Annotated in this window: 12 protein-coding genes and 1 rRNA gene; 6 read left to right on the top strand and 7 right to left on the bottom strand. The window is 38.6% G+C overall.

The genetic code is table 11. From position 1 onward, the window contains the following. Positions 1–24: 24 nt before the first annotated feature. The 3 genes from EHQ24_RS02205 to EHQ24_RS02195 all read right to left on the bottom strand — a co-directional run bounded on the left by EHQ24_RS02205 (position 25) and on the right by EHQ24_RS02195 (position 3,972). Positions 25–1,053, bottom strand: a complete 1,029-nt coding sequence (locus tag EHQ24_RS02205) for a hypothetical protein (protein WP_135600070.1) — start codon at positions 1,051–1,053, stop codon at positions 25–27. A gap of 147 nt (positions 1,054–1,200) precedes the next feature. Next, entirely contained in the window at positions 1,201–2,385 is a 1,185-nt protein-coding gene (locus EHQ24_RS02200; RefSeq protein ID WP_135600069.1) for an FAD-binding oxidoreductase, read from the bottom strand. Between the two features lie 66 nt (positions 2,386–2,451). Beyond that, positions 2,452–3,972 (bottom strand): phytoene desaturase family protein, encoded by a 1,521-nt coding sequence (locus EHQ24_RS02195; RefSeq protein WP_135600068.1) that lies wholly within the window; start codon positions 3,970–3,972, stop codon positions 2,452–2,454. 202 nt (positions 3,973–4,174) lie between these two features. On the opposite strand from EHQ24_RS02195, the gene EHQ24_RS02190 reads away from it, so the two are divergent. From EHQ24_RS02190 to EHQ24_RS02180, 3 genes are all read left to right on the top strand, one after another. Next, the gene (locus EHQ24_RS02190; RefSeq protein WP_135600067.1) at positions 4,175–4,804 is read left to right on the top strand and encodes a TetR/AcrR family transcriptional regulator; all 630 of its coding nucleotides are present in this window, start codon (positions 4,175–4,177) and stop codon (positions 4,802–4,804) included. 644 nt (positions 4,805–5,448) lie between these two features. Then, positions 5,449–5,922 carry a VOC family protein gene (locus EHQ24_RS02185; RefSeq protein WP_135600066.1) on the top strand — a complete coding sequence of 158 codons (474 nt, stop codon included), beginning with the start codon at positions 5,449–5,451 and terminating at the stop codon, positions 5,920–5,922. A gap of 225 nt (positions 5,923–6,147) precedes the next feature. Continuing rightward, on the top strand, positions 6,148–6,819 hold the full coding sequence (locus EHQ24_RS02180) for a DUF1554 domain-containing protein (RefSeq protein WP_244310270.1): 672 nt from the start codon (positions 6,148–6,150) through the stop codon (positions 6,817–6,819). A gap of 1,345 nt (positions 6,820–8,164) precedes the next feature. Here the strand turns inward: EHQ24_RS02180 and rrf are convergent. After that, a 5S ribosomal RNA gene (gene rrf / locus EHQ24_RS02175) occupies positions 8,165–8,281 on the bottom strand. 91 nt (positions 8,282–8,372) lie between these two features. On the opposite strand from rrf, the gene EHQ24_RS02170 reads away from it, so the two are divergent. After that, positions 8,373–8,837: a GyrI-like domain-containing protein gene (locus EHQ24_RS02170; RefSeq protein ID WP_135600065.1), complete on the top strand. Its 465-nt coding sequence runs from the start codon at positions 8,373–8,375 to the stop codon at positions 8,835–8,837. On the opposite strand, the gene EHQ24_RS02165 is transcribed toward EHQ24_RS02170, so the two are convergent. Genes EHQ24_RS02165 through EHQ24_RS02155 form a run of 3 tightly spaced genes read right to left on the bottom strand, consistent with a single transcriptional unit; the run spans position 8,827 to position 11,836 of the window. Further along, positions 8,827–9,270, bottom strand: coding sequence for a hypothetical protein (locus EHQ24_RS02165; RefSeq protein ID WP_244310269.1), 444 nt, complete (start codon positions 9,268–9,270; stop codon positions 8,827–8,829). The genes EHQ24_RS02170 and EHQ24_RS02165 overlap by 11 nt on opposite strands. Then, positions 9,267–10,031, bottom strand: a complete 765-nt coding sequence (locus EHQ24_RS02160) for a PrsW family glutamic-type intramembrane protease (protein WP_135600064.1) — start codon at positions 10,029–10,031, stop codon at positions 9,267–9,269. Before EHQ24_RS02160 ends, EHQ24_RS02165 begins: the two co-directional genes overlap by 4 nt. Continuing rightward, positions 10,028–11,836 (bottom strand): energy transducer TonB, encoded by a 1,809-nt coding sequence (locus EHQ24_RS02155; RefSeq protein WP_135600063.1) that lies wholly within the window; start codon positions 11,834–11,836, stop codon positions 10,028–10,030. The genes EHQ24_RS02160 and EHQ24_RS02155 overlap by 4 nt, the downstream gene beginning before the upstream one ends. Positions 11,837–11,899: 63 nt before the next feature. On the opposite strand from EHQ24_RS02155, the gene EHQ24_RS02150 reads away from it, so the two are divergent. Next, positions 11,900–13,300: a glycine--tRNA ligase gene (locus EHQ24_RS02150; RefSeq protein ID WP_167483039.1), complete on the top strand. Its 1,401-nt coding sequence runs from the start codon at positions 11,900–11,902 to the stop codon at positions 13,298–13,300. Then, the gene (locus EHQ24_RS02145) at positions 13,301–13,768 is read left to right on the top strand and encodes a GNAT family N-acetyltransferase (RefSeq protein WP_135600061.1); all 468 of its coding nucleotides are present in this window, start codon (positions 13,301–13,303) and stop codon (positions 13,766–13,768) included. It begins immediately after the preceding gene. The last annotated feature ends 44 nt before the right edge of the window (positions 13,769–13,812 follow it).

Genomic DNA, 13,812 nt, shown 5'->3' with positions numbered 1-13,812 from the left:
ATTGGATCAAATATATGTCGAAACTTAGAACTCTAAGGGCATATATAAAGCAAAATGGAATGTCCTTAATTCATAAGTATATCCATTTTCTTTCACGATGGGACCACCGAAGGATACTCTCCCTCGCATACCAAGAAAAGGTGGTGACTCCAAATACATCATAAAGGCAAACTTTGCTACAGAATTGACACCCACTTGATTTCTCATCAAACTACTCACGGCAAGAGCTTCTACCGCATTAAATCTCCCACTCGCATAGGCTGTAACGGCCGTTAAATCAGGACGAAGTAATCCTTGGCTTGCTAAATAATATCCCACTAATTCTAAATTATTCCCTGTTGAAAGATTTGCGATTAGATAGGTTAGAGTGGGATCTGTTTCCGGATTGATATTTCCTGAAACAAATTGGTATCCACGTAAATTGTTTAAAAAAGCATCCCGACTGGGTCCTGAATATGCGATTAACATATTGGAAGCTGCATCCTTAAAATCGACATTTCCCCTTAACTTAACATGAGCAGGGCCAAAACCTAAACCAAAACGAAATGTGTCAGGGTTTCCAAGATAGAATATAGGAACTAACATAGAATAGGTTCCTTCGATACTTGTATCGACATCTTCTGTTACCTTTGTACGATCTGGTTTTAAAGAATTATTACTAGAACCGGAATCAGACTCTGAAGAAGCAACCTCAGGTGTTTGATTTTTTGAAAATACTTTGGGTATCGATTGTCGATTTAAGTAGAAACTCGAGTTATGTAAAAGTAAATTCATTCCAAAATATTTTGTGAATTGGATTTCAGGGGACTTAACATCTAATAACCAAGAAACACGACCTGGATCATCCTGAACCATCTGTGCGTCCCGATTCCTACCCTGGATGGACAAGGATACACTCTCTAAGGTCACACCAGGATTGATGGAAATATACTTGTAAGGGCCTTTCTTTGAATCAGCGTTAGAATCTGTGTCACTAGACCCTTCCTTTGTTTCCTGTGCAGACAACGAACCCAGCGAACACAAAAATAGAAAAAAAATAAAATAACGTATCACGAAATACTTCTATACTAATTAAGATTTTCGTCAGGTTGTGATCATTCACACTTTGATAAAAGATTTTTTTATTCTCTTTTATCAAAGTCGGTGAAAAACGAAAACAAAATTTTGGATCAATCAATGCTCCAATTTTTCTGTCTTCGTTTATAATTGGATTTCGACATCCTTGATCGGAAAGGCCACACAAGAATGGATCCAACCAAATTTTTTATCGGACTTTCTTATTTTGGCTTCTGGGGGACTGAATACTTCTCCTGATTTTAATTTCACACGACATAAACTACATTCGCCGGAACGACATGCATTCTCTGTAAAATATCCGTTTCGTTCCAAACTGTTCAGAAGAGGTTCCCCTACTTTTACTTTGAAAGGCTTTTGGTTTCCAACTTTGACATTCACTTCCTTTGTCGGAAGGAGAGAATTCGGCCAACCATCCATTTTTTCCGGCTTTGGTGGTGGGCCATTACTTTCGATTAAAATACGTCCAGATTTGACACCAAGTTCGGATAAAAGTTTAGCACAATGTTCGTTGAAAGGAGTAGGTCCACAAACATAGTACATCTTAGATGATGGTTCAGATAATAATGTTTGCAATGTGGCAAAATCCAATCGACCACGATAACCCTTGTATTCAGAACTTACCTCACGAGAAAGGAACTCGGTCAAAACAAAGTTTTTATGAGCCGCCGCTAAGTTTCGAAGTTCATCAATAAAAATCACATCGTTCTCATAACTATTCGAATAAATGATATGGAAACGAAATGGTTCTTGTGATGCCAAAAACGATTTTAACATACTCATTGCAGGAGCAATTCCTGATCCGCCAGCAAGAAACACCAAATCCAAACCATGGAAAAGTGGATTATGATGGAAGGAACCCATAGGTCCTGTGGATTCAAATTCTTGTCCGACCTTTACATCATCTAACAAATAGGGACTCACAAATCCACCTTCTGCGCGTTTGATGGTTAACTCATAGGATTTTAGATTTTTGGGTGATGACGAAATTGAATATGGTCTTGCAGTGAGAACGCCTGCAAGAGAAACAAATAAGTTAATATACTGCCCCGCTTGGAAAGGAGGTAAATTTTTACCATCTTCTGAAACCATTTCTAAGGTTTTTGTAGATGGTGTATCAATTCGAATATTCTCAACACGCAAACGAATTCGTTTGGGGTGAAGACTACGAATCGTTTCGCGAACCAAACCTTTTCCTTCTATAAAATTAGAACCGTTGTTTTCTAGTTCTACTTTTTTTAAAACCGCTTCCGGGAAGCCAACAACAGAGTTTAAAATATTTGTTTCTAATTTTTGATTATTATCTAACATACTTTGTTTCCTATAAATCAGAGATTCATTGTTCTATTCTAATTGATGAATTACTTCTCACCGAACCTAAGCTATAGTTTTGGTTTTACGACGAAGTTGTTTCATAATTTTACGTGCGGTATAATAACCGTTCAAATAAGTTGGTTGGAACCCACCCATACTTGTCCAACTACTGGAAGAATAAAGCCCATCAATGGCATCTATTGATTCTCTCATAAGGGAACCATCTTGTAACGTCTGTTTGAATCCATAAATGGCACCTCCCGGAGTGTTTAAATAACGCATCATCGTCATCGGCGTGGCAACTTCAGCCTTTTCTATGTGTTTTCTGATTTTAGGATAAGCCTGCTCAACGAGGTCTATCAATTTGTCACCAAACTCATATTTTGTGGAAATATACTGATCAGGTGGAACATCCTTCCAGGCCTCTCCATATTGTAAAGCCACAAGAGTGACAACCGCTTTTCCTTTAGGAGCAAGTTCCTCATCGATGAAATTATAACAAGTCACCATCCCCCAGTCCGGAGCCTCCAAAGTATACATACGATCTTCAGTCACTTCTGCATTAGAAGTTGTCATTACGAAGGTGGAGGCTGTAGTGAATCCTAACTCTTCTGGAGAACAATCTAAACCCAGATAAAGACAAACAGCAGAAACACCCATTCGTCTAGACTTAAAATCTTTTAGAATTGAAGGCGGTGGAGTTTCAAGATCTAATAACTCATGATAGGTGATCAGTGGACTGGCGTTCGATACAACAGCTTCACAGGTTACCATTTCTCCTGTTTCGAGAAGAACACCACGGACAGCTCCATTTTCGGTGAGAATTTTTTCTGCCGCACAATGGAATCTTACTTCTCCACCTGCTTCCTCAAAAGAGGAAAGAAGAGAACTAGAAAGCATTTGAGACCCACCTTTGATATGCCAAGGTTTGTACACGCAATAAAAATATAACATACCGATAAATTCTGCAAAAACCAAATCTGTAGTGGGAATACCAACATAACTCCAATAAGGTGTGATTACATTAATTAAGTCCTCATTAGAAAAAAATTCATTCAAAACATCAGTTGTGGAACGAAGGCCGTATGCTGAAAAATTCGGACATTTGGTTCTAATTTTTTCTTCATCATTCGATAACCTTACCCTAGGCAAAACAAAATAATACTCGTTGACTACAGCTTCGCTAAGCGTAAAAAAACGTTCGATGGATTCCCCTTCTTCAGGAAATAGACTTTTAAGATGATCCTGCAGTTCAATCCAATCAGCCGGCAAAGTAACATCCAACTTTCCTGGAATGATAATCCGATAGAGTTCTTGTTCTTGTACAAGTTCGATTTTATCTAAAACACCAAGTTCTTCAAAAACCCGGCGCATGATGAAAGGATTGGATTCTGTTCCGACACCACTGAGTTGGTGGAGGGCAACTTCAAATTCAAAATCCCCTCGGACAAAAGATGTAGCACAACCTCCAGGGACATTATGCCTCTCTAACAACAAGGTTTTTGAACCCTCACGTTGCAAACGAGTGGCTGCCATTAAACCAGCGTTACCGGCACCAATTACGACTGTGTCATAGTGAGACATTTATCTTTTCTCCCCAAGGTAATCCTTCTGAGGAACACCCAATCTTTACACTGTAAAGATTGCAATCATTTTTTCCACCCCCTTTTTTGAAAAAATATTCCGTAGAAACGAATTCCCTGAAAAAGGAATCCCTAACTGAATCCATACAAATCAATATTCGAAAAGACTTTACCAGTTCCGCAATGTGGCCTATTAGGTTGTAATGGCCGGGAAAAAACAAAAAGAAACTAAACCGACAATCCCCTACCATCATGGCGACCTCCGCCCAGCACTCATTACTGCTGCTCGCAGCTTATTACAAAACCAAGGAATCGATGTTTTATCTTTGCGTTCCATCGCCTCTGCCATCGGTGTGACCCATATGGCGCCCTATGCTCATTTTAAGGGGAAACAAGAATTACTACAGGCTGTAGCGGCTTCAGGATATGATGAATTGGCAGCCAATATGATTCGCGTGCAGAAAAAACAAACGAAAGTCACCGGCCGCATGTTAGCTTACCATTACGGTGTGGAATACATCCAGTTTGCAATTGCAAATCCAAACTTATACCGATTGATGATGAACCAAATTGATTTAGAAAAAAAAATAAGTTTGGAAAGCCCAGATCGTGAAATCTGGGTAAGTTCACAACGTCCTTTTCGTTTGTTATACACTGCATTTGCCAATGAACGAGTGAATAAAAAGTTAGCCCATGCGAGAGCACTTGGTGCTTGGGCTACTGTTCACGGAATTGCCTCTCTAGCAATTGAAGGACATTTAGTACTCCCTGAAGGAATGGATGTCATTCAACTATTTAAAACAACCGTTAGTTCCTCGGTGGATATGGGGTGAGAGGTAAGACTTTCGTATCTATACTTTTTTCCAGATTAATTTAGCTTCATTTTTAAAGTTGAAACTAAAAATAATGTACACTTGATAAATACTAGACTAAATCAACAATATGTTTAACATTTCGTAAAACAAGAGTCATTCGTCATAAATTCATTACAAAAAAATTGAATTAGCGAAAGTTAGTTGAGTTAAAATGAAACATAGTAAATATATAATTTTTCTCTTAATGTGTTCCCTACTTTTAAACTGTGAAGCTGAAATCGCACATAAAACAGGAAAATGTGACAAAGAAAAGAAAAAATTTCAGAAATGCTTAGTTTCAGCAGTTCTCATCTGTGAAAATAGCCCCGAAGCAGAACGATACCGAAGATTAGGATTCAGTGTCTGCACTAATATAGATGGATATTATTTTGCGATTAATAAACTATGCGAAGTACCATATGAATGTAAGCCGGCTTCACAATCTAATAATTCAAGAGATGATTAAAAATCCTATATTTTGAACTTAAAATCAATAATCAATCAGACTTCGGGTCGTAACGAAACTCGACCCGGCTTATTATTACTTAATTCTAAGTAAATCTTAAAAACAAAATATCCACAAATCAACTTGATCTATTTTAAGTTCATACCAAAAGAAGGTCATGGGCAAAAGTAAACTATTAGAAATGCACAATGTCGGAATTGTCGTTGAATCATTAGATCAGGCAATTTCGTTTTTCGAAGAGATCGGGCTAAGGTTAGAGGGAAGAATGGTAGTCGCAGGGGAATGGGCAGGAAAAGTCACAGGACTTGGACACCAAGAAGTGGAGATTGCGATGATGATGACTCCCGACGGACACACTCGCATCGAACTGTCTCAATTCATCTCTCCAAAAACAATCGCAGACCACCGAACGGCTCCAGTAAATTCTCTGGGTTACCTTCGTATGATGTTTCGAGTAGACAACTTAGATGAATTGTTATCTCGCCTAACAAAATTTGGTGCGGAGCTCGTTGGAGAAGTGGTACAATTTGGAAATGTCTACCGACTCTGTTATATCCGTGGAGTGGAAGGACTACTCATCGGACTTGCGGAACAAATCGGAGATCAAACAGCAACTGATATTTTAGAATAAATTCTCCAGAATGGGTTTCAAATGTTCGTATCGTTTGAAATTCACTGTGATATAAAATAAGAACCATTTTGCTTTACCATCAATTTTAAGTTTTGTAGTTACCAAATGGATCGATTGTAGCGATAATCACTGCAAAAAAGGAGTAGAACGTTCACACGTTTCCTTGGGGTTTCCCTAAAAATATCTTGCCCAATCATTCTGTGCCAATTATTTTACGGTATGAAAATGAAAGGATTCAGCAGAAAATCTATTATTGAGTTTAATTTAACGTTAATTTTATTAAGTGTTATCGTTACTGGAGTTGCTTGCGGAAAAGATAAAGACAATAATGATACTTTAATTGGAACAATGTTAGTCGCTTTAAATACAAATACAGGCTGTACAAACAAAGACCATTGTAAAATGTATGTAACCAAATCAAATGCTGTTCTGAATGTTGGTATTTCAGGATTAGATAATCAATGTAATTCCGACGAAAACAAACCTTCTGGTAGTGGTACTTACAAAGCGATGGTTGCCGATGGAACAAATCGCAATGCTTGTACTTACGCTAATTGCGCCACTGGCGGCACATCAGAACATATTGATTGGGTACTCAAACCCAATAAGGAATATCGCAGAGCTGATGGGACAACTGTGATTGGTAATACAAGTGTAAACGGAATCTTCGAATCAGATTTGACGAATGAAGTTTTATCGGTCGGAACTGGCACAAATTTTACAATTACTGGTTTGAATGCAAATTGGACAAACAGTGTAAATGATTGTTCCAATTTTTCTACAACCGGAGCAAATGTTGCCTTTGGATCGCATATTGAAAAAACGATAGCAAGTGTAATCGCATTTGGCAACAGCACCTGTACAAGCTCGAGGAAGCTATATTGTGTTGAACAATAAAGTTTATTAAAACCTTACATCGAAAGTATGACCTTGGACGTTTCCATAGATATTGAATACGATGGATTTTCGTAAGTTATTCCAAAGTATTCATGTATATTTTCAGTAAGAATTGTTTTGATGAGAACATTATGTTCTTCTAAAAATGGGAAGACTTTACTATTCTAAGTTTTTACTGTAGTAAACCTCATTTTGATACGTGAAGATTTCCCTATGTATATTTCACTGGCAGTATAAGACAACTTGTAAAACTGCCTCTGTGTCCTTGATTGAGGTCATGCGTCTTCCCTCCTAGGAAATGACTTTTCTGCGAAAATCATTTTTTAAATTAGAGGACCTGTGACCGCTGCTTCTTTACAAAACTGCCACTCGGATACTATACTTACACAAATTAACGTTTCTAAAAGCAACTTAATTCAAATAAAACGATCATAAATAGGTAATGTTTTTCTTTTAATCATTACATTAGTTGTTTTTTAGGAATAACAAGCACAACTACGATATACATGATCAAAATTTGGTTCTTGTGGATATAATCTTGGAGAGAGAATTAACATCTATAAGCAAGAATCTTTAAACATTCTTTTAGCATCTTAATAAAATTTTCAAACGTTCATTTATATAATTTGTTATTAGATTCAATAATAAAAGACTGTAGATGACAATATTTAATTTTACAAATAATTCCTTACTAGGAATTGAAAAAATCAAACTGCGATCAACATATAAAAAAAGCCAACCTTAAAGTCAGCCTTTCTTAACAATGAAATCCACCCGGCAATCATGCCGGAAAATCTTTAAAAAAAAGTTTAACCCGCAATCCTGCACAGCGACCCATAGGGAGCGAGCAGGCGACTTTGGCGGGCGTAGCAGCGAAGCGTAGCCAAAAGTCGCGGACATATGGTATCTAACCACAGAGTGATTTTCTTAATGGTAAGATTTTGTTAATTATTTTAAAAGAGCAAAAGATTTAACCCCCAATCCTGCGCAGTGACCCATAGGGAACGAGCAGGTGACTTTGGCGGGCGTAGCAGCGAAGCGTAGCCAAAAGTCGCGGACATTAGCCGGCTCAAACAGAGCGTCCACAAATAAAAAAGGCGCTCACTTTCATGAACGCCTTAATAAACAATAATGACTAACAGAGGCAATGTCCTACTTCCACCCCCACTCGCTTTTCCGCTCCGCGGGCGAGTGTCCGAGCCTTGCTCCCTATGGGTCGCAAGTCTATCATTTCGCGAACGACTGGTTACAAGCGGTACTATTGGGTTCGTTCAATGGATTTTTTTTGGTACATAAAAAAAGCCAACCTTTCGGTCGGCCTTTTTTTATTGAGTTATTAGTGCTAACCCGGCAATGTCCTACTCTCCCATTGAGCGAACCCAATAGTACCATCGGCGATGAGAAGCTTGACTTCCGTGTTCGGAATGGGAACGGGTATTACCTTCTCTCCATAATCACCAGGAGTATTTACCATATGTACTGGAACCTCTGGTTTGTCAAACCTTTCTATAAGAAAAGGTTGCGTTTTTTTGGGAAACTGAAACTTTTTCTCTATGTCTGAAGTGACGGAACCATTGGTAAAAACGGCTAGTTTCTCAGTGATGGGGCTTCGGATCCGGACTTCCAACGCGCCCGGTGAAGCAGACATACAGATTCCAAAAGTTTACTCTACGTTTTATAAAGAAGATATTCCGAAACAGATGGAACTTCTACGAAAGTTTGATCCGCTTTTTGCTGTTTATTTTAACTATGCCTCTGATGAAACGGGGGCTTATGATTTTTTGTTAGGTTATGCAGTGGATGCAAAAACAATTCCACTTCGAGGAATGGAAGTAGTACAGGTTGAATCACAATCTGGTCGTTATTTCCAGATCCAACCGGGAGCTCCCGAAGAAGTGGTTCCTAAGTTTTGGGCAGAGATTTGGAACCATCCAGAAATTCCAAAAATCAGAACGTATCAAATGGATTGGGAAGAATACTCTGAAGCGGGTATTCGAGTATTCTTATCTACAAAATAGAAGAAGGATCAATCTCACCTACTTTTTTCACTTCACAAAAAGTATTGGCATCACTGTTGTCATCTTCCTGAGTTCGGTAACTTACTTTCGTAACATTTATCATTTTTATATGAATGCTATTCCCGATGTAGTCACGAATTTCAGGATCATTGGTTCCGAGAAGTGTATTTGTGTAAGCACATGCCGCAGTCCAATGATTTTTTTCCCTTAAATAATAGGAACCATACTCTTGAATCTGAATTCCATTGAGTCGTTTGAATTTAGAACTATGCCCAGAAGAACAAGTATTCACAAAAATTCCAGACTGAAAATTTTTACAGTAAACTTCATTTTGTTTCGTATTATTAGAATTAAGTGCAAAGGTTGATAGGGTAAATCCAGATATACATAAAACTAGAGTGAATAAAACGATTCCTAATTTTAAAGACTTCATTCAGTAACCTCTGTAGTTCCTAAAATTTCGAATGATTCTGACTTCTCTTCGACAACTAAAGTCCGCCAATCATTTACTACCCAAACCCATATTCCAACAAATAGGGAAGTCGCAATCCAAAGGCCAATCGTAGCGCCGGGAATCAACAGGAAATCCACAACTCCATGTTGTAAAACCGAAAGTACAAATCCAAATATTATGTACAAACGTTTGCCTGCAAATTCTGATTGTTGATTGCTCTTTAATAGAAAAAGTGCAAAACAAAGATTGATGAGTAAATGTATGTTAGATGAATGAATGGTGCGGGCAAAAAATAAATCTAATTTTTTTTCGTCTGGTTCCCTAGCAATGTAGTGAGTGTTTTCGATAAAAGAAAAACCCATGGCCACAAAGGAACCAAACAAAACTACATTCGGTGAGAAAGTTTTTGTTTTTTTATCATAACCCAAAACAAAAGACAAAATCATAATAAAAAATATTTTGAATGCCTCTTCGGTGATCCCTGCTTGGATGAATGCTAAGTGAGCCGTTTGGGTGAGCATACTTACTTTTTTCTTTGGAGTAAAGTCTGCTTCTGGCCAAAGGATGGGATGAAGTCTTAAGATAAGATCTGTTGATAGCCAACCAAAAAAAAGTGCGAGTAAAATTCCTAAAACTTCCTGCCACCCTTTTTTTGGTTTGTAGGCCTTCCAAATCACAATGGCCCATGGAACTACCGTGAGAGCACCAATCAAATAATCAAAAAATCCAATTTCTTTCATTCTGGTAACTCTTCCATATAACGGCCGTCAAATAAATTGATCATTTCTTTTTGGAGTTGTGTGGGAACAAACTCAGGGTCAATCGGGCCGTTCCAAAAAAGTTCTGTGACTCGGATGTCGTTTTTGGTGCCTGGAGGTGGCATGAGTGGCCCTAAACTTTCTACAAGTTGTAAGGTACGGAGGTCTTGGTCTGGATAGTCGGATCCTTCCACAAGTTCCACATCAATCACATCCCCATCCTGGGTGATGGTATAAGCCACCACTGAGGAATAGGGATGAGGGGCTTTGGCCCAGTAGTCCATATAACTTTCTGGAATTCGCATTTTTGCGGAGATATAATTGGAATAGGTAGGTGGGACTTTTTTCCCTCTGATTTTTTTGATCTGGCCTTTGACAGGCCCATTGTCCGCTACTTTTTCATTGGAGATCTTTTCACCCTTTTCTTTGTTTTCTGTTTCATTTCCAGTAACTACCCCACCATTCAATCCTTTGGTATCATCAGGAACATTCGGATCGATAAAATAGAATTCCATTTTTTCAGGACGGAAGTGATCATTTTTTTGCGCTGATTGTTCTTTCTTTTTGCCACGTTGGAGGGTAATCGGAATCAGAAATACTAAAGAGATCAAAATCAAATGAAAGAGCAAAGATAAAGGAAGTACATTTCGGAACCCTTTCCGAAGTCCTGGTTTAAAAAACGGTTCGGACTCCCCTACTTTGTCTTCCTTAACACCTAAATTTTCTAAACTAAACGATTTTTCCAAAAGGTATGAAGAATAAACATAGATTGCAATAAGGGCTAATAATGAAAAACCCGCATACGCAATGTTTTGTGATGAGATAAAAAAGTCTTTATCTGGTACTCCAGGTTTTAATCCAAATCCGGCCAAAAACTGAATCCCGAATATAGGGCTTAAATAAGAAAATATCCAAACCGCAGAAAATAAAAATAGTAATAAAGTTAAAAATAAAATAGGGAACCCACGCCAGTATTCATAGACAAAAATATGTCCAAAACCGGGAAGGATACGATCTCTGAATTTTGCTTTTTCTTTAACGATCAGTTCAAGGCGAAAAGGGAACCGGGATTTAGACACCACTGCAGCCTTCCACCTTTCTCGAATACGAATCCCCTCCATATAACGTAAGTAAGGTTTTGAAATTAAAGATGGAATTTTATTTCGATTGAAACTAAACAACAAAATACAAAGGGAAATGGAATAATTGAATACAAACTGATAGACATCAGCCAGTGGAGCCAAAGGCGACATGGATTTGATAGGATGTAATTTTTCAGAAATGTATTGGAATCCAAAATTAAGAAGGAGAGCCAAAAAAAGAATGAGGAGTAAGGTATCAAATTTGGCATCACGAATTCGCATCTCTGTGCGGATCGTTCCATAAGGATGTTCCGTTTGCAACCGGGCCGTTCTTATGGATTCTCTTTTTTTATTTCTCTTGTTGCTATGAATATAGTTTGCGAGAAGTAAAAGAAAACAAACCACCACAAATCCAAACTTTAAATGGAGACCTCTAGATTCCTTCGCGAGGAATTCGTTGATCACAGCTTCCCATTCAAGTCCTGACCTGTGCACAAGTTCGATGGGATAAAAAACAATCCATGATAGGATATAAACAGCGATCACTGCCAATGCCCGAAGGCGGAGTCGGAACTCATTCGGGAAAGCAAATAGGACACCTAATGCCAAAAAAGGCCCTAGTGAAAACATAGGGGACATCCAAAGGAAGAAGGTTAAGGATTTTTTAGCCCAGGGAGAGAGTAGTTTTGTTTTTGCCGAATCCATTCTTTAGTCTTATCTCAAGGAAAATACTTTGAATTTTCATGGAAAACAAAAAATTTGGCGGATATGGCACAGCCGAAAGAGAAAGAAGAACAGTCGCTCAAACCCATAGTCGCAGTCTCCAAAAGAAGGGGATTTGTTTTCCCAGGTTCCGAAATTTACGGAGGCCTTTCCAATACTTTTGACTATGGTCCGAATGGAATTGAAGTATTAAACAATCTAAAACGACTTTGGTGGGAATACTTTGTGCACAGACGGGACGACGTTTTGGGCCTTGATTCCTCCATCCTCCTCCACCCTCGTGTTTGGGAGGCTTCTGGCCATATTTCCAACTTCAACGACCCCTTAATGGACTGCAAAAAATGCAAAACTCGCGTGCGAGTGGATAAATTTTTGGAAGATAAAGAAGGTGAAGGTGCTGCCACTGGAAAAAGTTTAGAAGAACTAACAAACACCATTCGAGACAAAGGATACGCCTGCCCTACTTGCGGAACTGTGGGAAGTTTTACTGATGCCCGCCAGTTCAATTTGATGTTCAAAACATCTCATGGTGCCTCTGAAGAAGGAGCCACAGACATTTACCTTCGTCCAGAAACCGCACAAGGGATTTTTATTAACTTTAAAAATGTAACCCAAATCGCGCGGAAAAAAGTTCCGTTTGGAATCGCACAAATTGGAAAGTCTTTCCGGAACGAAATCATGGCTCGCCAGTTTATCTTTCGTACTCGTGAGTTCGAACAGATGGAGATGGAGTTTTTCTGTGAACCAGGAACTCAAAAAGAATGGTTCAAGTATTGGGTGGACTACTGTATGGACTGGCTTGTGAATGTAGTGGGACTTAAAAAAGAGAATTTACGTGTTCGCGAACATGAAAAAGAAGAACTTTCTTTTTACAGCGATTCCACAAGTGATATTGAATACAAATATCCGTTTGGTTGGGGAGAACTTTGGGGTGTAGCCTCAAGAACTGATTATGACCTTACCCAACATGAAAAGTTTTCTTCCGAAGATTTAAAATACCATGATTTGGATCAGAAGAAAAAATACCTTCCTTATGTTGTAGAACCAGCACTCGGCCTCAATCGACTTTTCCTTGCAGTGCTTTGTGATGCTTACGAAGAAGAAAAATTAGAAAAAGACGACATTCGTACTGTCTTAAGATTTGGAAAACGAGTGAGTCCTATGAAAGTGGCCATTTTCCCTCTGATGAAAAAAGACGGTCTGGATTCCAAAGCTAAAGAAATTTATGCCGACCTTCGTAACCATTGGTATGTAGATTACGATGATAGTGGTGCCATTGGAAAAAGATACCGCCGTCACGACGAAATTGGAACTCCATTTTGTATCACCGTTGATTACGATACCATGAACGATGGAACCGTCACCATTCGTGAAAGGGATTCAATGAAACAAGAAAGGATTGCAGTCACAGAAATCAAATCTTACCTCATAAACAGAATGGTATAGGTGATTCGAGATTTAACAGAATCTGATAGAAATCAAACCATCGAACTCGTAAACCAGTTTTACCGAAAAGTAAACGAACTCGAGTTAGATGGTTTGTTTCGCATTCGGCCCCGCGCCGCAACCAAATTCACAGACATTTATTTCAAACTGATTGGAACAGGAAAAGTCTATATGCGTGGGTTTTTCGCCGATTCTGAACTTGTTTCCTTACTCATTGGTCGAGTGGAAGAAAAACCTCACCTCGAAGAAGAAAGAAGTTTGTTTATCGATCTTGCCGTCACCAAACTTGGGAAAAAGAAAAAAGGGTATATGTCTGCACTATTGAACGATGTAGACCTTTGGTGCAAAGAAAAATCCATTCCGGCAATCGAACTTCGGGCCATTTTGCAAAACAAGGAAGCTGTGGAGTTTTGGGACAATTCTAAATTCGAAAGATTTTACATTCGTTACCGCAAACGAGTGGAATGAAATTTTAATTCTATCCAAACATCCAAAAAAGTTCTGACAAAACT

The organism is Leptospira noumeaensis (assembly GCF_004770765.1).
In the GTDB taxonomy this organism is placed as follows: Bacteria; Spirochaetota; Leptospiria; order Leptospirales; family Leptospiraceae; genus Leptospira_A; species Leptospira_A noumeaensis.
This window is presented reverse-complemented; position numbering and strand designations above follow the sequence as displayed.

Coding starts and splice junctions, on each gene's coding strand:
- EHQ24_RS02180 (WP_244310270.1), top strand. CDS start 6,148: ATGAAAGGATTCAGCAGAAAATCTATTATTGAGTTTAATTTAACGTTA.
- EHQ24_RS02200 (WP_135600069.1), bottom strand. CDS start 2,385: ATGTTAGATAATAATCAAAAATTAGAAACAAATATTTTAAACTCTGTT.
- EHQ24_RS02170 (WP_135600065.1), top strand. CDS start 8,373: ATGTCTGAAGTGACGGAACCATTGGTAAAAACGGCTAGTTTCTCAGTG.
- EHQ24_RS02190 (WP_135600067.1), top strand. CDS start 4,175: ATGGCCGGGAAAAAACAAAAAGAAACTAAACCGACAATCCCCTACCAT.
- EHQ24_RS02150 (WP_167483039.1), top strand. CDS start 11,900: ATGGCACAGCCGAAAGAGAAAGAAGAACAGTCGCTCAAACCCATAGTC.
- EHQ24_RS02160 (WP_135600064.1), bottom strand. CDS start 10,031: ATGAAAGAAATTGGATTTTTTGATTATTTGATTGGTGCTCTCACGGTA.
- EHQ24_RS02195 (WP_135600068.1), bottom strand. CDS start 3,972: ATGTCTCACTATGACACAGTCGTAATTGGTGCCGGTAACGCTGGTTTA.
- EHQ24_RS02155 (WP_135600063.1), bottom strand. CDS start 11,836: ATGGATTCGGCAAAAACAAAACTACTCTCTCCCTGGGCTAAAAAATCC.
- EHQ24_RS02165 (WP_244310269.1), bottom strand. CDS start 9,270: ATGAAGTCTTTAAAATTAGGAATCGTTTTATTCACTCTAGTTTTATGT.
- EHQ24_RS02185 (WP_135600066.1), top strand. CDS start 5,449: ATGGGCAAAAGTAAACTATTAGAAATGCACAATGTCGGAATTGTCGTT.